Source organism: Mucilaginibacter gossypiicola (genome assembly GCF_900110105.1).
Classification (GTDB): Bacteria; Bacteroidota; Bacteroidia; order Sphingobacteriales; family Sphingobacteriaceae; genus Mucilaginibacter; species Mucilaginibacter gossypiicola.
This window is the reverse complement of sequence record NZ_FOCL01000007.1, coordinates 254,146-273,986: the sequence shown is the minus strand read 5'-3', so window position 1 is coordinate 273,986 and position 19,841 is coordinate 254,146. Positions and strand designations below refer to the sequence as shown.

The 19,841-nt window shown below is 43.8% G+C and carries 12 protein-coding genes; all 12 read right to left on the bottom strand.

Going from position 1 to position 19,841, the window contains the following annotated elements:
* Window positions 1–170 precede the first annotated feature (170 nt).
* Entirely contained in the window at window positions 171–1,670 is a 1,500-nt protein-coding gene (locus BMX50_RS22800) for a DUF5689 domain-containing protein (protein WP_091214509.1), read from the bottom strand.
* 31 nt (window positions 1,671–1,701) lie between these two features.
* Complete coding sequence (locus BMX50_RS22795; RefSeq protein ID WP_091214505.1) at window positions 1,702–3,192, bottom strand: SusD/RagB family nutrient-binding outer membrane lipoprotein; 1,491 nt, start codon at window positions 3,190–3,192, stop codon at window positions 1,702–1,704.
* 11 nt (window positions 3,193–3,203) lie between these two features.
* On the bottom strand, window positions 3,204–6,656 hold the full coding sequence (locus BMX50_RS22790) for a SusC/RagA family TonB-linked outer membrane protein (protein WP_244281080.1): 3,453 nt from the start codon (window positions 6,654–6,656) through the stop codon (window positions 3,204–3,206).
* Between the two features lie 110 nt (window positions 6,657–6,766).
* Complete coding sequence (locus tag BMX50_RS22785; protein WP_091214501.1) at window positions 6,767–7,783, bottom strand: FecR family protein; 1,017 nt, start codon at window positions 7,781–7,783, stop codon at window positions 6,767–6,769.
* Window positions 7,784–7,863: 80 nt separating this feature from the next.
* On the bottom strand, window positions 7,864–8,430 hold the full coding sequence (locus tag BMX50_RS22780) for an RNA polymerase sigma factor (RefSeq protein ID WP_091214497.1): 567 nt from the start codon (window positions 8,428–8,430) through the stop codon (window positions 7,864–7,866).
* Window positions 8,431–8,759: 329 nt separating this feature from the next.
* Window positions 8,760–9,074, bottom strand: a complete 315-nt coding sequence (gene rhaM / locus BMX50_RS22775) for an L-rhamnose mutarotase (RefSeq protein ID WP_091214492.1) — start codon at window positions 9,072–9,074, stop codon at window positions 8,760–8,762.
* A 120-nt stretch (window positions 9,075–9,194) separates the two neighbouring features.
* Window positions 9,195–11,024 carry a glycoside hydrolase family 35 protein gene (locus BMX50_RS22770; protein WP_091214489.1) on the bottom strand — a complete coding sequence of 610 codons (1,830 nt, stop codon included), beginning with the start codon at window positions 11,022–11,024 and terminating at the stop codon, window positions 9,195–9,197.
* 50 nt (window positions 11,025–11,074) lie between these two features.
* Complete coding sequence (locus BMX50_RS22765; RefSeq protein WP_091214485.1) at window positions 11,075–12,181, bottom strand: glycoside hydrolase family 43 protein; 1,107 nt, start codon at window positions 12,179–12,181, stop codon at window positions 11,075–11,077.
* A 15-nt stretch (window positions 12,182–12,196) separates the two neighbouring features.
* Window positions 12,197–13,432 (bottom strand): DUF2264 domain-containing protein, encoded by a 1,236-nt coding sequence (locus tag BMX50_RS22760; RefSeq protein WP_091214481.1) that lies wholly within the window; start codon window positions 13,430–13,432, stop codon window positions 12,197–12,199.
* Between the two features lie 64 nt (window positions 13,433–13,496).
* Window positions 13,497–14,822 carry a BNR repeat-containing protein gene (locus tag BMX50_RS22755; protein ID WP_091214477.1) on the bottom strand — a complete coding sequence of 442 codons (1,326 nt, stop codon included), beginning with the start codon at window positions 14,820–14,822 and terminating at the stop codon, window positions 13,497–13,499.
* A gap of 55 nt (window positions 14,823–14,877) precedes the next feature.
* Window positions 14,878–16,500 carry a RagB/SusD family nutrient uptake outer membrane protein gene (locus BMX50_RS22750; RefSeq protein ID WP_091214473.1) on the bottom strand — a complete coding sequence of 541 codons (1,623 nt, stop codon included), beginning with the start codon at window positions 16,498–16,500 and terminating at the stop codon, window positions 14,878–14,880.
* 16 nt (window positions 16,501–16,516) lie between these two features.
* Complete coding sequence (locus BMX50_RS22745; protein WP_091214468.1) at window positions 16,517–19,534, bottom strand: SusC/RagA family TonB-linked outer membrane protein; 3,018 nt, start codon at window positions 19,532–19,534, stop codon at window positions 16,517–16,519.
* Window positions 19,535–19,841: the final 307 nt, after the last annotated feature.

Genomic DNA, 19,841 nt, shown 5'->3' with positions numbered 1-19,841 from the left:
TTGAGCTTTGGTAAATGTGGATGGGAAAATTTCAAATTCCCCTCTCGAGATGGGTCGCGAACGAAATGCGCGATAGAAGGGGTGTGTCTTTGCGATATGCTTATCTAAGCAGAAACACACCCCTCCCCCCTCTCAAGAGGGGAATCGCGCAACCCGATGCTTTTTAATTTCTAATTTTGAACTGTTGTTACACCAGTAGCTGCCTCGATGGTGCTAATCGGAGAGGTCAGCGTAAGCGGCACGCTGGTTACTGTCCTGCCGGTTACCCACCTGCCAGTAAGCGCATCATAAACACCACCCAACTGGCTAAATAAACCATCAGTTGGCAATGGGAGCTTAGATGTGTTGGAGCCTCCACCATAAAAACCTTGTTCTGTACGGGTTACCGGGTTAATAGTGCTGTAATAATCGGTATTTGTAATGCGGTAACCAATTTCTGGCGGACCAGCAGAGTAGACCGTACCGCTGCCACCATACATAATTACGTCCAGAGGGACACTCGAAGCAGTAACAGTTGTGCCGGTGAATACGGCAATACCTGCAACGTTCCCACTGTTAGCTAACAGGTTGGTAGTTACATTACCAAAATCAGCGCCGGGCACTTCGGCATACATGGTACTGTTGATCCAGTTTGATGAACTGATATCGGTTGAGCCTTTGCCCCAGATATTTTTATTACCGCCTACATAAAAGAACTCTCCTTTTTTAACCGATCCTGAAGTAAGGTTAAATTTATAGGTTTTTGCCAATCCCTGTGCCCAGCCATTTGCCGGAGCTGGATTAGTACCGGCATTATTACAGGTTACTACGGCATAATTGGTTACCGAAAAATCGATATCCTTAGTTGCTTTAAACTGGATGTATTCATAATCACCATCACTGCCTGATGGATTAGTAAGGTATCCTGTTATAATAATTGGCGATGGCTTGGTTGCCGCAAGCGTAAACACATCATCAATAGTACGCGGCCAAAGCTGCAATTTGGTATCCGCACCAGATGTTACGGCAAACGGAATCCCACTAAAGTTGGCACTGAATGGTAATTCAGTTGCAGCGAAACTGGCATTAGCCTCGGTATGCATCGTTATTTTGCCAAAGCCGTCATTGATGGTTTTATCACCCGCGTAAGTTTCACCCTGTTGCGGCTCCGGATCAGTTACAGCCTTAGCAATGGTAATCAGCGTTTCTTCATAAACATCAGGCGAAGCCAACAAGGTAGCCGAAGGAACAGACTGTACTTTGATAGCCTTGTTATCACCAACTTTGCTTACCGATGCTTCGGTAAGGCCTTTAACACGCATGCTGCCATTCACTTTGGTAAGTGTAGCGCCATTAACCTGCACTACTACCGAATCGCCGGGAACGTAGTTTGCGGCTGCATTACCTATTTCGAGAGAAATACCCCTAACTGCGTTACGGCGGTTATTTTGCACAACTAAAACTCCGACCGGACTGTTACCTGCTGCGGCGTTTGAAATTACTACGCCCACTATTTCTTTAGCCCCGCCCATATTGTCGCTGTTCAGCACAACGTCCGAACCCTTGTAAATGCTGCGAAGGTCAACAACAGCTATGATAGGGCTTAATGTCCCCTCGGCATACTTATTTTTTTTACATGAATTAATACTGACAACCGTTGCAAGCACCAGTAATAAATATATCTTTTTCATTTTATGGATATCTTAGTTTAAAACCGGTTTATTATTGTTTTTGCCACCAAACCTGTGTGCTAATCTCGTCGGCACCCTGCGCTGCTACAGCAGCTTTGTAACTATCCGGATTGGCCGATTGTACGTAAACCGGGTACTGCAGCCTTGCCGGCATAATGCCGTTGTTCCTTAAGCCGTTGCCTTTGGGTAATACCGGGTGCCCGGTGCGGCGGTACTCAAACCATTGCTCAAAATCAGTATAAAACATCGAGTAATATTTTTGAACATGGATCATTTCCATTTTTTCATCAAGTGGCGCAGCATTATCCCAGGTGATATCAGCACCTGTTAAATAGGTGTCTATCGGTACCGTATATGTCGGGATCCAGAACGTAATACCCGATTGAACACCATTTTTGTAGTAGGCTGATGCATCTCCGGCTATCCAGCCTTTGGCAGCAGCCTCGGCGAGGATAAATTGCAGCTCAGAATAGTTCATGATGTTACCCATCAACGGATCGTTCATTAACGTGGTAGTTGAAGTGGTAGACTGAAAATATGATTTGATACCAACATTTTCACCTGGCGCATAACCACTTGGGATCCCCTGGATACCACCCTGATAACTTGATATAGACCAGCGATTGTTAACCAGTCGCGGATCGGCCCATTTAGCCAGATTGTTTACAAAAAACTCGCAAACGCCAGGTTGCCGCCAGTCCTGCTCACGTACGCCACCTATAAACGGCGATGTTAAAGAACCGGAGCCAGTCCACCTTAAAACTGCCGAATCATCATTGCTGCCCATGACAGGGTAAGCATCAGGGTTGGTATCAACAATCTGTTTGATTTTGGCTATCACATCGGCAGAAACATCGGCCTTACCTGATACCCTTAACAACAACCTTAAATAAAGCGAGTTACCAAACTTGCGCCATTTTAAAGCATTACCGTTAAAAACCGGGTCACTACCGGCCACTACGTTTGCAGAGGCATTCAACAAGGTATCCGCAGCTTCCAGGTTCTTGAAAATATCCAGGTAGATATCTTTCTGCTTATCAAACTTAGGTGTAAAATTCCCGTCCTTTCCTTTGTTAGAATCAAAGTAAGGTACATCGCCATAAGTATCAGTAAGTAAAGAATATAACCAGGCCTGGCATATCAGCGAGATCCCCATGTAGGTTTTATTGTAGGTAACCTCCTTACTGGCAATAGCATAAATATCTTTAAAGTTGGTTAACTGGGTGTACCAGGCGTTCCAGGTAACATCGGCCCAGGTACGTTTAATATCATACCTGAACACCCTACCCTCCGAGTCGCCTGCATCAACGGTAACCTGCATCAGCTCGTTATTAAAATTACGGGCGCGAAGCATATTAGTGCCTAAAGTATTCACCAGCGCCGGGGCCAGTAATTGCTGCGGCAGGGCGTTTGGTGTACCGTTGGGATCGGTATTAAGCTCAATAAAATCTTTTTTGCATGACGACATTATGCTAACGAACAACATCATCATTGATATAAGTATATATCCGTTCCTTTTCATATTGTTAATTATTAAATGCCAATAACTATGTTAAAACCAAATGTGCGGGTTGATGGAAACTGTGCAATCTCAAATCCCTGCACAATGTCGCTGCCCGAAAGTGTACCAAATTCAGGATCGAAGATTGGCCACTTTGTCCAGATATACAGGTCGCGACCATACACGCCTACCGTAGCGCGCGTTAAACCAAGACGTTTAACCAAACGCGGGCTCAATGAATAATCAAACCTCGCTTCGCGGAATTTCAGGAAGTTGGTTGAAAACGTGTTGCCTTCGGCATTATCAATACCGTAGTGTGAGCGGTAGTAGCCATCGATATCGGTTGCGATAACGTCGTTTGGCCTATAGCTACCGTCAGGGTTCTGGATCACACCTTTACCGATGATACCATTGTAACGGCCCGGTAAAGTGAGTGTTGTTTTACCCTGCTCTGCCAATTTATAGTTTGAAAGCGAATATGATACGCCGCCAACCTGGGCATCAAACAACAGGTGCAGGTTAAATTGCTTATACCTGAAATCGTGCCCCATGCTTGCCTTCCATTTAGGAATAGTGTTCCCAAGATAAACCAGGTTATCAGCTAATTTGGCAAAACCTGTAGATGCATCGTAAACTATTTGTCCATCTGGCGAGCGTAAATAACCGCGGCCATACATATCGCCCATGCTACCACCTACACGCGCCACAATCTGACCACCACCCGTCGGGCCATTACGTAATACTACTGCGCTGTCTGCAAGCTGCTCAATGGTATTTTTATTGGCGCTGAATGTTGCTGTAACATTCCAGCTAAATACGTTGGACTTACGTACAGGCGTTCCATTTAATGTAATTTCGATACCCTTGTTACTTACCTTACCCACGTTGATAACTGCCTGGTTATAACCCGACGATTGATCGACAGTACGGCTAAGGATCTGATTCTTAGTATTACCTGTGTATAAAGCAATGTCAAAACCCAAACGATTATTGAGCATCCTTGCTTCGGCACCAACTTCAAGTGTGGTAGTACGCAATGGTTTCAGATCGGGGTTTGATAACGTACGCGGATTTTGCAAACCACCTGCATAAGTACTACCTGCCGATACATAATTAAATGAGGTTTGATAAGGATTTGTTGTACCACTGCCCACACCGGCGAGCGATGCCCTTACTTTTGCATAGTCAATAAATTTAGGTAGCTTAAATGCTTCAGAGGGTAAGAAGCTCATGCTTGCCGATGGATAAAAGAAACCAACCTGATCGGTACGGTTAGCGGTAGCCAGTGTACTGATCCAGTCCTGACGGGCTGTTAAATCCACATACAAATAATCTTTAAAAGATGTAGATAACAAGCCGTAAAAGCTGTTGATAGCATATTTTGATTTATATGGCAGCGTAACCAACGGACCAGCATTGTTAGCCATCGAGTACACACCCGGATATACTAACGAGTCGGCACGTACCTCATCGCGGTTATAATTATTGCGCAACATGCTGCCACCGGCGGTAGCAGTGATATTAACATCGTGTGTTACCTTCTTGTTATATTTCAACAGGAAATCGGCACCTTGCTCTTCCGAATAAATGTTTTGGGTACGATATGAGCCTTTAGGGTATTTGGTACCGGCATCATACGGACGTTGCTGCGCACGCTGCTCATAACCCATATCTAAAGTAGCACGAACCTGTACGCTAAACTCTTTTGTTACATTGTAAAGCGCTTCAACGTTTCCGGTAACCGAGTTGCGGTTTGATTTATTGATAAACTCGTAAGATACTGCATAAGGGTTTTCAGGAAATGAGCTAAAAGGATAGAATATGGCTTTACCATCCTGTCCGTTTTTCCAGTAGTTTTTTAACCAGTTTAAATTGGCATTTGGCTGCCAGAAAATAAACCAGTACATCAATGATTGGTTACCGTAGCCTGCGCCCGGTAAGTTATCGCTATTTCTGTTATTATAATTTACTTTGGCGTTGATGGTTAACTTATCATTGATTTTGGAGTTAACCGATAAAGCGATGCTGTTACGGGTATAACCTGTATTTGGCGTTATCCAGTGGTTGGTTACGTTGGTTGCCGAAAAACGGGCCGTTGTTTTATCGCTGCCGCCATCAACACTTACCGAGTTGGTGAAAGTTTGACCAACATCAAAAAAATCGCGGATCTGGTTTTTGTACGGTACCCAGGGCGTACGTGTTGTGCTTTGTTTTTGCGTAACAGGATCAAGCTGGTAAAAAAGCTGACCGTCAAACTTGGGGCCGTAGGCTGAACTCGTTGCACTGGTACTTGCTCCATCAGGACCAGCACCATACGAATAATAACGTGATCCTGCAGTACCTTGTCCGTATTCATATTGCAGATCGGGCCAGCGGTTTACGCTTTCAAGACTTGCATTTGAATTAAAGGTGATACCCAAACCGCTATGTTTTTTACCTGATTTTGTGGTAATGATAATGGCGCCATTAGCACCACGCTGACCGTAAAGTGCCGCCGCACCCGGGCCTTTCAATACCGTTACAGTTTCAATGTCTTCCGGGTTGATATCATTCAGATTGCTGCCATAGTCGGCCGGCATGTTATCGCTGCTGGTACCGTAGGCCGATTCGCCGGAGTTGCTTGTGCGCCTGCCGCTACCCTGGTTAATTACCACACCGTCAACCACTATCAAAGCTTCGTTATCACCGGTTAAGTTATTTTCACCACGCAGGATAATTTTATTTGATCCGGCCGGACCGCTGTTTGAACGGATCAGGTTTAAACCGGCTACTTTACCAGATAATGCATCCGTCCAGTTACCTGAAAGGGCGTTAGTTAACTGATCGCCTTTAATAACCGGTGCCGAATAACCCAAACTTTTATCTTCCCTTTTGATGCCGAGCGCTGTTACCACAACCTCATTAAGTTTATTATCGGCAGGGCTAAGTGTGATATTTAAAACGGTATTAGCATTCGAGCTAACACTTACATTCTGGATCCTCTTAGTTTCATAAGAGATAAAGCTTGCCTCAACCGTATAAGTACCCGGCACAATATTTAATGTGTATGAACCATCAACGCCGCTGATAGCAGTGGCCCCGGTCCCCGGAACTTTTACAGTAGCACCGGGAAGTGGTTCTGATTTTTCATCAACCACCTTCCCTTTAATGCTACCCCTATCCTGTGTTTTTGCAATGATGAGGATATTACGTTCGCCTGCCGCTTTGTAAGTGCAGGTTGTTCCTTTTAAAAGCAGGTCAAGTGTTTCGCCCAAAGAGCGCTCTGCTTTTGTTATGTGTACTTTGCGTTTATCATCAAGCAGGCTATTGTTATAGCTAATGGAGATATCGCTTAATTTTTCAATTTGCTGAAAGGCATCCTTTAGCATGGTACCCTCGGCACCAAACGTGATCCTTTTGTTTGTTACTGTTTGAGCCTTAGCGTTTATACCGCCGAAAGGCAATTGTAAAAAGAACAGCATGGTTAATAACCATAACTTTTTCATATATTTACTTTAATTTATACTTGTCTAACCGTGAGTTTAAATTGTCAAAATTCTGAAGCCTGGGGTTGTTACCAGCAACGTCCAGGCTTTTACCAAGAGCCGGGTAAATACTATTTCATTATACTTCCTCCTTTTTGATTATTGTTTGAAATAAATAGTTGATCGCCTTTTTGCGTATAGCCTAATCCTGATAGCGCGCTGAGGGTTTCCATGGCATCTGTCAATGTCATTCCCCTCAATTTGGCTGTAAGCCTTACATTGCCCAAATCCTGTTCTGTAAACCGGATTTTAACGCCATAATGATGCTCCAGCGAAGCGGCTATCTCCCTGTAAGTTGTGTTGTAAAAAACAAATTCGTTGTTGATCCATGAAGTTACTGCCGATGCATCGGTGTTGTTAAATGTGTAGATACCGTTTTGGGTGTTGATGCTGATCTCTTCGTTCTTTACCAGGTATTTAACCATTTGAGGTTTTCCCTGCACATTGGCCATCACCCCTACTTTACCGCTTTTCACGGTTACAGCTACTTTATGATCGGCCAGGTAGGCTTTGATATTAAATGAAGTGCCCAATACCACAGTGGTGATATCGCCGCTTTTAACTACAAATGGTTTAGCCTGATGAACCACATCAAAAAAAGCTTCACCATTAAGCGTTACATCACGTTTTTCGCCGCTAAAGTTTTTGGCGTATCTGAGTTTGCTGCCACCACCCAAATAAACTGTAGAACTATCTGGCAGCATTATTTTTGAATGCTTGCCATCAACATTGCTGATCTCTTCATAAACCAAAACCGGTGACTGTTTGAAATAACGATATCCAAACCAACCTGCAGTACAAATGAGCAAACAAGCGGCAGCATAAGCCATCCAGTTAAATTTAGAACTGTGTTTAATTACCTGTATTTGCGGTTGGGTTATATGCGCGTTGATCCTGGCCCAGCTGCTTCCGGCATGCTCGGGCTGTTTAAAGTACGTTTTGGATGCTTCCAGTATCTGGATGGTTTCACTAAACTGGGCAAGGTTTTCAGGGCTCTCCTCAATCCACTCCTGTAACTGCGTTAAACCATCGTCGCTGATGGTTTTTTCAAAATATTCAACTATTAAGCGGTAGCTATTATCTTCCATTAAATCTGTCTCTGACCTTAAAGACTGATTTTACGTAGCCGATACGTAGCGAACTTGGTTAAGTTTGTATTAAGAAATCATTAACTCTCGGAAGTAAAATTGTGCTGCCCTTTTAATAGCTGACGAAGTTTTTTGATAGATTGATAAAGTGTAGTTTCAACCGTACGAACAGAAATACCCAACACTTTGGCTATCTCATTTTTATCAAGGTTATCAATACGGCTCATAAGCAATACCTGCCTTTGACTGGTTGGCAGCGTATCTATCAAACTTAAAATCTTATTGTATGATTCGCGGCCCGAAAGGATTTTGAAAGGATTATCCCTGTCTTTTAATACATGGCCCTGAAGGTCGACATCTTCGATAGAATGTACCGGATCCTTCTTTTTTTGGATATAATTTAAGGAGAGGTTTTTGGCAGCAACAAACAGATAACTCTTTACATTAAGGATGGCAGTATCGCGGTTATCCCAAAGTTTAATGAAAAGATTGGCAGTAATTTCTTCGGCAACAGTATAATCTTTAGTGTACACCGTGCACAACTGGCATAAGGTTTTGTAATAACGATTAAAAAGAGTTTCAAGGGCAACGGGGTTGCTTTGCTGGATAAGCCCCATCAACGCTTCATCAGTAAGTGCAGGATACATGCCAAAGAGTTGTTTTGGCTCAAATGTAAGGCTGCTATGTTAGGCTAATGTTAAGAAAGCACAAAACAACAGAAATGGTTGTTAAGGGATAGGTAGCAGCAACAATAAGTGTGGTGGGAATAAGCGTGGTGGGCTGTCAGTCTGAGCCTGTCGAAGACTCGCGCACAAAGGCCCACCCACCATGCTTCGACAGGCTCAGCATGACAGCCATTTTAATATAAAAGCGTCATTGCGAGGCACGAAGCAATCCCAAACTATACAGGGCGGATCTGCTTACAGGGGATTGCTTCGTGCCTCGCAATGACGCTTTTCAATAGTACGTTAGCCTTTTATGGCAAAAAGAACACTTCTTTCAAGGGTATGCTCACAGGCGAGTGATCGGCATTGGTATCCATAATATCTGCCATGTATAACCACCATTTTTTCATAATTGGGGTATCCGGCAGATGATCAAGGGCATCCTGGTCTTCAACCTCCATTACACCGAAAAGCCAATTTGTATCCTCATCTAAAAAGATAGAATAATTACTGATCCCCACATCCTTAAGCAAACTGCTTAATTCGGGCCAGATGGCATCGTGCCGGGCCTTATATTCGGCTGTCTTACCTTCATGAAGTTTCATTTTAAATGCTACTCTTGCCATTGTAAATAGTATTTTATATCTGTTATTAAAAGAGCTTAAAGCAAAAAGTTCAAAGCTCTTAATAGTTTAACGTAAAAAAGCATTGAGCTTTGAGCCTTAAGCCTTCGGCTTTAAGCTTATTTAAGGTTTTACTACGTCTAATATCGGTTTATCAATGCCCGCTAAGTGTTCTTGCTCTGGTTTTAGCAGTTCAAGTACTTCAACATCATTATAACCTTTTTTCAACCACTCAACCGGCAAGTATAAGGTTTGCTGCGGACCGATGCCCCAGTACCTGCCCAGGTTATGGCCATTTACCCACACCTCACCTTTGCCCCAATTGCTCATATCAAGATAAGTATCACCCACTTTATCCAGGTTAAAACCCCCTTTCCTGATCACCGGCGATTGTCCATTCTGCTTAGCCGCAGTGAATTTAACAGTGCTTAAATCATGAAACGGCAGCGAATACATTTTCCAATGTTGTACTTCCTTTCCGTTCAAAAGCACTTGTTGGGTGATCCCTTTTTTATTTTGCAAAAGATACTTACCAAAGTTGATACGGCCAAGGTTCTCTACCAAAATATCAAGCCTTACTTTACCAGCAGGCAGCTTTAAATACAGGCTATCCTGGTTAAGCCTTCGGTCGAGCGTGCCTACTTTTTTACCGTTGATCATGATCACAGCATAATCCCTAAGCTCTTTTAGCTTAAGCTGCCCGCTTTTGCTTCCGTTTAAAACGGTGCGGTATAGTACAAAGCCGTAATCCTGGTGCAGGTCTTCAAAAGTGAGCGGGCTTATATTTTCCTTAGCCGCCGGCAAGGAATTCAATAAGCTTACCGATTGTGTTAGCTTAAAAGCAGGTATAGTAACTACCGGTTTAGCCACCGGCACATCAGGCAATTGCACGCCAGCAGGCAAATATTTTTGAATCACCCGCCTGAACTGCATAAATTTTGGAGTTGCGTTACCCGCCTCATCTAACGGCGCATCATAATCATAACTGCTTGTTTGCGGCTCATAAGGCGAAGTATCTTTAAAATTAGCGCCATTCATGAACGCACGTGTTGTACCGCCGTGAAACATATACATATTGATAGAGATACCCGCTGCCAGTACAGAATCAAGCCTGCCCGCATAGCGTTCGGCAGGGATAGTGTGGTGGGCAGTTCCCCACCAATCAAACCAGGCAGGGTACCACTCGGCAATATAATATGGGCCCTTCCCATCGTGATTTTCGTTAATGATCTTTTTAACCTTTGCAGGGTTGTCAAGACCGTTAACAGCGGGGAGCAATCCCGGCAAATGACCGTTAACCAGGTCGGGTGCAGGGTCGCAGGTGTATAGCAATCCGTCAAAACCGGCTTCTTTAAATAGTTTTTGATTAATCCCCAAATACTCTTTGTCACTGCCATACGATCCGTACTCATTTTCAATTTGTACCATCAGGATATTGCCGCCATGATTTATCTGCAGCGGGGCCAATTGCTTGCCTACTTCTTTAATATAGCTTTCATACTCTTTAAGATATTGAGCTTCTTTACTACGTACTTCGAGGCCTTTTTCATTCTGCAGCCAGTAAGGATATCCGCCAAACTCCCACTCGGCACATACATAAGGACTTGGGCGAAGAATCACCCACAGGCCTTCCTGCTGGGCTATACGTACAAACTCGGCCACATCATTGTTGCCGGTAAAGTCAAATTTACCTTTTTGAGGTTCGTGCAAATTCCAGAACACATAAGTGCCAATGGTATTTAATCCCATTGCCTTAGCCATTTTCATGCGGGCGCGCCAGGCCTCGCGCGGTACGCGGGGATAATGCATTTCGCCCGAAATCATCTGGAAAGGCTTCCCATCAAGCAGGAAAGCCTCATAGCCCAGGGCAAAGGTATGCTTAGGCGTTTGGCAGAAGCCCGTGACACCCCAAGCCAGAAATAATGTTAGAAAAGATATAATAGTTTTTTTCATGGTCTTCCTATCGCTTCCGCGTTTTGCTATTGTAATAGTTTTGATGCATCTTATTTCTTAAAAACGTCAAGGTTCCAGTTATCCACCCAGTTTATTTCGATATCATCGCCCTTAAAGCTGATAGGCAACCACAGGTAACGGCCATCAATAGCATCTTTAGGTGTCCATTTATCGGCTATAAATATGAACGCATCTTTTTTGCCGGCTACAGGTAATACATGGGTGCTTTGACCACCATAAGTAATTTGACTATCCGGCCCCTGGCATGGATTACCGTGGTAAGTCCACGGCCCCCAGATGGATTTTGCACTAAACCAACGGGCAGCATTTGGCGCCCAGCCGGTACAACCCGAACCTATCATATAATAAATTCCGTTGCGTTTAAATAAGGCAGGTGCTTCGGTTTGATGGCCGATGTATATGCGGATAAACTTACCGGTGTGACCAGTATAATCGGGAGTAAGCTCTGCCAAATCAAGTGTATAATTTTCTTCGGATGAAAAAACGTGGTAAGCTTTGCCATCGTCATCAACAAAAACGGTCATGTCGCGGGCCATCTGGCCGCCGGGCAGATCCCGGCAAAAATATTTATCGGTTTCGCGGGCCGGATTAACACAGTTTATTTTATCTCCTTCGGGAGTAAGCGCCGGATAAAAAGGCATCTGCCCTGGGTTAGGGCGATAGCTTTTAATGAACTTGTATGGGCCGGTCACCTTATCACTTACAGCAACCCCGGCGCGTGCAGCGCTGTAGCCTTTGCCTAACAACTCAAGGTGAAACCACATCACATACTTTTTAGTCTTTTTGTTATAGACAACTTTGGGCCTTTCCAGGATACAGCCTTTTGCTATATCATTTGTGGGATCGGATGAAACACTCAGCGAAATCCCTTCATCCTTCCAGTTATATAAATCTTTTGACGAATAGCAATGAACCCCAACCATTGCCCTGTTGCCGGCATCCCCGGCAATTTTGTGTTCGCCAAACCAGTAGTATACGCCATTATTATAAAGGATGCCTCCCCCATGGGCATTAATGTGTACCCCTTTATCATCAGGCCAAATAGCGCCCGGACTAAAACTGGTTAATTTAGTTTGCGCACGGCCAATGATGCTTAGCAGCAAAAAGGCCGGCAATAAAAAGCGATAGTATTTCATATAAAGATGTTTGTATTATTTTTTGATATCAAGTGCATGATCGGCCGGTGCATCCTGGCCGCTCCAAATTTTAACAGCCGTCCACGGTTCATCCGCATCTGCCCAAAAAGGATCGGTTTCGGGCAGTCCTAATGGTACGAAAGCAGTAGCGCAGAAATAAAGGCTGCCTGTTGTAATGTAAAAATCGGCAAGGCCGGGCTGCTTGCCATATAAGCCCATATTAAGCCAGCCATCGGCAGTAAAAGTTTGCGGTGCACCAAGCGTTTTTTTGATCATGGCCGTAAGTGCGCACCTTACCTGTGCGGGTTTAAGACTTTCGGGCAATTGCTTTTTGTAGGCCATATTTGCTAAATGGTGAAAGGCCCCGCCACGATAAACTATAGAACGACCAATTACCGGGTAACTACCATCAGCGTTAATAAGGCGCTCAAGCACTTCGGTATAACGCTTCCCTACAGCCAGTTCCCTTTGCTCCTCGCGTGCATAAGTTTTCTTTTTTGCGTTAACCTCTTCCAGTATGGTACTCAGATTGGGATGGATCACGATGCTGTTATAATAATCGAGATGAAAGCTCATCCCATCCGAATACATGCCATCGCCCACATACCAATGCTCGGTAAATTCGCGGATGCCAAACTCAACCCTTACCGGATCGTAGCCCAGATCATATTTGCAAAAGAATGCCTCTATCATCCCCGAAAACAAAATCCAGTTGGAGTATACCGGAACCGTTGCGCGGGTAGTCTTCATTACTTCAATTACTTGTTTTTTGGTTACTTCATCAAGATGCTCCCATAGCCATGGGCTCCGTACCAAAGCAAAAGCAACAAATGAGGCATCAACCAAGGGCTGGCCACCGCTCCATTGCAGATAGTCTTTGGCCTGCGGATTAACTGCGTTTGCAATAGCCTTTAAAGACCAGGCCCTGTATTGCTCACGAAGTTTTACTTCAACAGGATCACCGCCCTCCAATTGCAGCCATGGCGCTATGCCGCATAAGGTGCGGCCAAAAGCCTCCAGATACCCCACTTTAGCACGGCTTTCCTTATTATCAATTTTATCGGATAGCTTCATAGGCATCTTTTCTTTAAGCTGGTCGGCTGCAAGATTGCTGATCACCGGCCGGGCCACCTTATCCATGTAGCTTAACCATAATTTTCTATCAGATACCTGCGCGGTATTCTTTTTACTTTGGGCAGATACGCAAAATGGTGCACTTATTAATATGAAGTAAAATATGAGCTTTTTCATCCGGGCTTTTTATTTATCACGCTTTAATTTAATTTTCAACTTGAAACTTCTGACTTAAGGCTTACTACTTCAAGGGCTTCCAGTCCAATACCTGCACATTAGTGGGCGGTATGCTGGCTTTTCCTTCACCATCAACCTGGGTTACTTTTTGTACAAACAGGCTCAGCACCTTTTTATCTTTCCATAACTCGGTGTCATAAGTTGGTTCCCACTCTCCTACTGATTCAGAACTTAAATCATTAACCTGCCAGGTTGCACCTTGCAGATCATTGTTTACAGCCACCGAAACTTTATCCCCACGTTCGGTATCCCTGAAAATAATTGCGGCTGATTGTTTCCCGCTCCTGTTCCAGGCAATAATTTGCGGGCGCGATATTGGGATCCGTTTAGTACCTGTTCCGCCAAGACTGAAAGCAGTCTTCCTGAAACCAAGGCTCTCTGAACGCCAGCTACTGCTGGTTTTAAAAACAATATGATATTGTGGTATTGTAGTACTGCTATCGCGCCAATAGGTTGCAATAAAAGGATTGCCTTGATCATCGGCAAACATTGATGTTTGATTGATGAGCTCGCTGTGCTGTGGTATCTTGCAGGCGTACTCCGCATTAGCGGCATTAATTGGAAGAATATATTTTTCGCCGGTCGATTTTTCCCAGGTTAAGCCTCCATCGTTTGACCGGGCATAGCACATATCATGATTGCTTGCTACATCCGGGCTTTCACGCCATACCCATGAAATATGGATTGTTCCTTTTTTGTCGATGCACATTTGCCAATAGGCATTGCGTTTGCCTTCGCCATCGATAAGGTTTTGTTGCACATTAACCCATTTTTGAGAAGCAATGCTATACCTGTTCATAACCAGGTTACCATTGCCCGAACCACCATCGCGATAAACAAACAGCAGATCGCCGCCTGGTAAATGATAAAACTCGGGGTAGCTTACCTTGTTTTCGGTAATACCCGTCATGCTTTGTTGCGCCGCCAAAACAAGACTTCGGGGCTTAATGCTTTTGGCATAATTCAAGGTTTGGTTATGATGTCCCCAGGCAACATGCAAATAGCCGGCACCATCAACCATGATACTGATATCCTTATGGGCATCAGCAGCATCGGCTTTATACTGCGTTGCGGTAACCTGCCACTTAGCAGATCCGCTTTTTCTCTTAGCCAACACTAAAACCTGATCGTTATTATAATAAGCTGCGTACTGTTCGCCCTTAAAAGTAACGAGAGCGTTTTTTCGAAACACGACCGTATTAACAGAATTATTTGCCCAACCTAAACCTATAGTAGAGGTAGCTACTTTGCCGGTTTGGGCAGATGCAGCAATAGCACTTCCAAACAGGATATAAATAAAAAACAGTGATCTTAAATGGTATAGCTTCATAAAAAGTAAAAGTAAGGGCAATCAATATTGCCCTTACTTTTTATTTGTGTTTTAATTAATAACCAGGATTTTGCTCCAGCACTGCATCTTTATTCAACTGAATTTCTGATAGCGGAATAGGCAGCAGCATATTTTTAGCCGCAAGTCCGCTTGTAGGGTGCACAGCATCGTTACTGTTTAACCGCGTAGCCCTGTCAACCAGTGTGCCTGTTCGCATCAGGGTTTGGCGGCGGTTTTCCTCTCCTATCAATTCCCTGGCACGTTCGTCAAGCACAAAATCAAGGGTTATCTGAGCGGCTGTGACCTGTGGTGCATTGGCCCTTGTTCTTAATACGTTAATTGAAGCGGCTGCATCAGCAGTTTTGCCTTGCTTAAACTGTGCTTCAGCAAGTAACAGGTAAGTTTCGCCAAGGCGCATCATCATAAAATCCTTGATCATTGCATACCCAAAAGTATCATTAGGATCAAAAGCGCCCCATTTAGTAGTACTTGGGCAAATCCTGAACAAGGTATCTGCCCCTGCAAAAGGCACCTTTTTACCTAATAAAGCAGGGAAAGCAGGGTCGTTATAATAGTACTGCCTTTTAATGCTATTTTCTGAATTACGAAGATCACCTTGAGGATAAAGGCCGTAAAGCACCCAGTTACTTAATCTTAACCTGGCAATGCTACGGCCGCCCAAAGAATCACATGGCAACATTCCTGGAACTGCGTAATAAGCCGCGCCCCATACACGGCGCTGCTGGGCGTTATCCACATTGCCACCAACTACTACAGATGGGTTTTCCTGCTCAAGTACCCAGATGGCTTCGGTATTTCCCTGAGCACGGCGCTCATTGCCATATACAAACATATCCGAATAGTAATCGCCGGCACCGGCTGCTCTCACACCATAACGGGCTTTGATCAGACTAAATTTACCGCTGTTGATAATTGTCTGGGCCTGTTGCTCGGCCAGGTCGTTTTTGCCTATACGCAGGTAAGCTTCTGCTAATAGCTGCATAGCCATATATTTATTGGCCCGGCCTACCGGTTTACCCTGGGCATTGGTTTTAGAAGTACCTGCATTTAAATCGGACAGGTTGGTACTTGCATAGGTAAGGTCACTTACAATAAGCGCATTTAAATCGTCAAGCGAAGCACGGGTAAAGTTTGTTTTAGGAGCAGTTAAAGCATGATCTGTAAGCGGAACTTTACCAAATAAGGTCACCAGGTTATTGTAAGCATAAGCCCTGAAAAACTTAGCCTCAGCTTCTACCTGCTTTTTACCTACAGGGCCTAGTTTTGTATTTGCTGGGTTTTCGGCATTATCAATTATAATATTGGCATTATTGATAAGCGCATAGTATTTGCTCCAGATATAGCTGGCAGCACCATCTGTTGATGTTAAAAGGGCATAATTGTAATAAGGTACCTCAATACCCTGCTGCTGAGCTGTAGCGTTGGCCACGTCAGTACCTACCTGCCAAACACTTGGCCAACCCTGTGCGCTTGAATACGTCAGGATACCGGTTTCAAGATTATATAAACCTATTGCCGATGCCTCCATCCCCAATGAATCGGTAACGGTAAGGGGAGTATATGACGAGTATGGTTTTTCGTCGAGATATGATTTTTTGCAAGATGCAAACGCTGTTAACACCCCTGCAAAGAGTAATATTGCTGAATAATTTTTCATGTCTTTTACGGGTTAGTTATTTTAAAGAAATATTAGCACCTAAAATGATTGTACGGGTTTGTGGATAATTATTTGTCCAATCGCCCGATCCGCGGGTTGAGTAACTGGCCTCAGGATCCCATCCTATCCAGTTTGTAAAAGTTTTCAGGTTACGACCGCTTAGATAAAAGGTTAAACCACTTATGCCCGCTTTATCAAGCAACCTTTGAGGAACTACATAGCTAAAGGTCACATCTTTAATACGTGTATAACTGGCATTACGCGGATAACCATAACCACGTGTATTAGTATAGGTTAATGACTGAAATTCGTTGCTGTTGTTGGTTGGTGTCCAATAGCCAACTGCAGCAGGTGTATTTCTTCTGCCCGATTCATCGGCATAATTTAAATCGGCGTTATTTTTTAACATGCCCTGTGCCGTTTGTACGAAGATGCTTAGGTTAAAATTCTTATAATGAAACGTGTTGGTTAAACCGCCGGTCCATTTCGGATCTTGCTGGCCCAATACAACCCTGTCACCATCGGCAGTGATCTTACCATCGCCGTTAATATCGGCAAATTTCAAATCGCCTGGCTTAGCAACCGGATCCTGTTTTGAAGGATCTTCGCCAGTTTGCCAAACACCTGTCATTTTATAATCATATATCACATTGATAGGTTTACCGATGAACCATTTGTTACCTATATCATCTTTGCCATCGCCATAAAGGGCAACAATTTTATTTTTATTTGATGCAAACACAATGGTACTTTCCCATCTAAAATCTTTGCCATCAATATTGCGGGTATTTAATGTTACCTCAATACCTTTATTTGCTACTTTACCAATGTTATCAACCACCACATTATAGCCAGTTATAGTTGGTAGGGCGCGATTTAACAACAATCCGGTTGTTCTTGAATCATAATACTCCACGGTACCGCTGATCCGGCTGTTCAGCACAGAAAAATCTGCCGCGATATTGGCCTGATTAGTGCTTTCCCAATGCAGGTTTCCATTACCAAGGTTACTTGCCTGTATACCAACACTGCTTACGCCGTTAAAAGGGAACCTTACCGTACCGTCAGATGTTATGGTTCTGTACACACTTACCGCCTCGTTACCGGTTTTACCGTATGATGCCCTAAGTTTCAGACTATTGATCAGTTTTGAGTTTTTAAGAAAATCTTCATTACTTACATTCCAACCAAGGGCCGCAACAGGGAACCAGCCATATTTTGAAGTATTTGCTCCAAACACAGATGATCCGTCACGCCTAACGGTAAGGGTTACCAGGTACCTGCTGTCATATGAATAATTCAACCTGGCCATTTGCGAATTAAGCGCATACCTGTCTGAATAAGTACCCGAGAATGAATTGTTTACCGTTGCACCTGAAACCGTTGCGCCAATCCCAATCTGGTTAAATGACAGCTCATCGTTTATATAACCGGTACCGGCTATTCCAGAAGTGAAATACTTACGTTGCTGAGCGCTGTATAAACCAGTGAAATCAATGCGGTGCTTGCCAAAATCGCGGGTATAAAGTAAAAGGTTATCAAGTGTGTAACTGTTGGTCTCAGAACTTAACGCAGTTGCAGAACCTAAAGGCGTATTAGCCAAACGGCCGCTATAGCTATCTACACGTGTAGGCAGGTAAGTGTACCCTGCATTTAAACGATATTTTAAGCCTTTGAGCACACCTCCAAATTTTATTTCGGCATAACCATTACCGCTAAGGTTTACACTACGGTTTATCTGGTCAGTAGTTAAGCCAAGCAATGGGTTAACATATAACTGCTCAGGAGCCATCGGATAAATGGTGTAAGTACCATCGGCATTATACTCGTTACCATAAGGGCTCATGGCTGTCGCATTCAATAAGTTTGCTCTGCCACCATCGTAGTTATTGTTAGCAAAATACAGGTTTGCACCTACACTCAGGAAACTGGTTACATTTACATCTAAATTTGAACGCACACTTGCACGGTTATACTGATAGCCTTTTATTACACCTTTCTGTTTCAGGTAATCGCCAGATAAAAAGTATTTAACATCAGGGGTACCACCTGTTACGCTTAGGTTATGATCCTGCATAAAACCTTGTTGGGTAACTTCTTTCACCCAATCAATAGTGTGCCCCGCAGCATAGTTAGCTCTTTCCGAGTTATTGTATACAGGCTCCGGAAATTGTTGGGTTAAGTGATTTTGTGATTCATAATCAAGGAATTTCTGTGTAAATGAGGCCGGATCACGCGGTTCAAGGATGTGCCCGAGGTTTTCATAGCCTGCATAACCATTGTAACGGATAACAGGTTTACCTGTAGTACCGCGTTTTGTAGTGATCAGGATAACACCCTGTGAGCCGTTGGCACCATAAATAGCTACTGCAGAAGCATCTTTAAGTATCTCCATAGAAGCAATATCGTTAGGGTTTATATCATTAAGGGATCCGCCGCTTTTGGTAAGAGGAATACCATCAACCACCACAAAAGGTCCCGAAGCTGCCGAAATAGAATTTTGGCCCCTAACGGTAACAGAAGGCTGGCGGCCAGGAATAGACGATGATGTGGTTACAGTTACACCTGCAACGGCACCTTCTACAGCCTGTAAAACGTTTGTAACTGGCAATTGCGACAAACGCGACTTTGGCACCGTTGTAACCGAGCCCGTAACATCCGAGCGTTTTTGCGTGCCGTAACCAACTACTACAACTTCATTAAGCTGCTTGTTACTGTCTTCAAGCACTATGTTTAATGTTGTGGTATTTTTAGTTACCGCGATGAATTTGGCTACCATGCTCACAAAAGAGATTTTTAGTGTGGAGCCCTCGGCAACCTCTATTTTAAAAGCACCGTTAACATCGGTTGTGGTTGATTGGGTTGTGCCCTGGATGTTTACAGTTGCACCCGGCAGCACATTACCAGTGGCATCTTTTACAACACCTTTTACATTAATTTTTGTTTGCGCGTTTGCCAGCTGAGCAATGCCTGTTAGCATCATCATTAAAAGCAATACGGAAAAACTTTTTAAGAGAGTAAATCTATATTTCATAATTTAATTTGGTTTATCGGGTTCATTTAATCTGGAATTTCGGGTAGTCATTCAGCTTATCCGGGACGGTTTAACACCACGGCGGAAGCCGCCCGGTAGTGCGTTTTTAAAATTTTCATTGTATTACTTGTTAGTTTATAAATTGCCGGCAATAAAATACAGGTGCTGATTATTGCCTGTCGGTTGAAACGAAATAAGCGGAATTTGGCATTACGAGAGAGGGGTAAAACTATAAATTGCCGGGGTCAAAATATACAAAAACACGCCTTTTTGATAGTTTTTGTAGAATACGCGAGAAAATAAGTGT

What these genes read in the sequence shown, in the direction of transcription:
- BMX50_RS22800 (WP_091214509.1), bottom strand. Translation starts at nt 1,670, where the DNA reads ATGAAAAAGATATATTTATTACTGGTGCTTGCAACGGTTGTCAGTATT.
- BMX50_RS22795 (WP_091214505.1), bottom strand. Translation starts at nt 3,192, where the DNA reads ATGAAAAGGAACGGATATATACTTATATCAATGATGATGTTGTTCGTT.
- BMX50_RS22790 (WP_244281080.1), bottom strand. Translation starts at nt 6,656, where the DNA reads ATGAAAAAGTTATGGTTATTAACCATGCTGTTCTTTTTACAATTGCCT.
- BMX50_RS22785 (WP_091214501.1), bottom strand. Translation starts at nt 7,783, where the DNA reads ATGGAAGATAATAGCTACCGCTTAATAGTTGAATATTTTGAAAAAACC.
- BMX50_RS22780 (WP_091214497.1), bottom strand. Translation starts at nt 8,430, where the DNA reads ATGTATCCTGCACTTACTGATGAAGCGTTGATGGGGCTTATCCAGCAA.
- rhaM (WP_091214492.1), bottom strand. Translation starts at nt 9,074, where the DNA reads ATGGCAAGAGTAGCATTTAAAATGAAACTTCATGAAGGTAAGACAGCC.
- BMX50_RS22770 (WP_091214489.1), bottom strand. Translation starts at nt 11,024, where the DNA reads ATGAAAAAAACTATTATATCTTTTCTAACATTATTTCTGGCTTGGGGT.
- BMX50_RS22765 (WP_091214485.1), bottom strand. Translation starts at nt 12,181, where the DNA reads ATGAAATACTATCGCTTTTTATTGCCGGCCTTTTTGCTGCTAAGCATC.
- BMX50_RS22760 (WP_091214481.1), bottom strand. Translation starts at nt 13,432, where the DNA reads ATGAAAAAGCTCATATTTTACTTCATATTAATAAGTGCACCATTTTGC.
- BMX50_RS22755 (WP_091214477.1), bottom strand. Translation starts at nt 14,822, where the DNA reads ATGAAGCTATACCATTTAAGATCACTGTTTTTTATTTATATCCTGTTT.
- BMX50_RS22750 (WP_091214473.1), bottom strand. Translation starts at nt 16,500, where the DNA reads ATGAAAAATTATTCAGCAATATTACTCTTTGCAGGGGTGTTAACAGCG.
- BMX50_RS22745 (WP_091214468.1), bottom strand. Translation starts at nt 19,534, where the DNA reads ATGAAATATAGATTTACTCTCTTAAAAAGTTTTTCCGTATTGCTTTTA.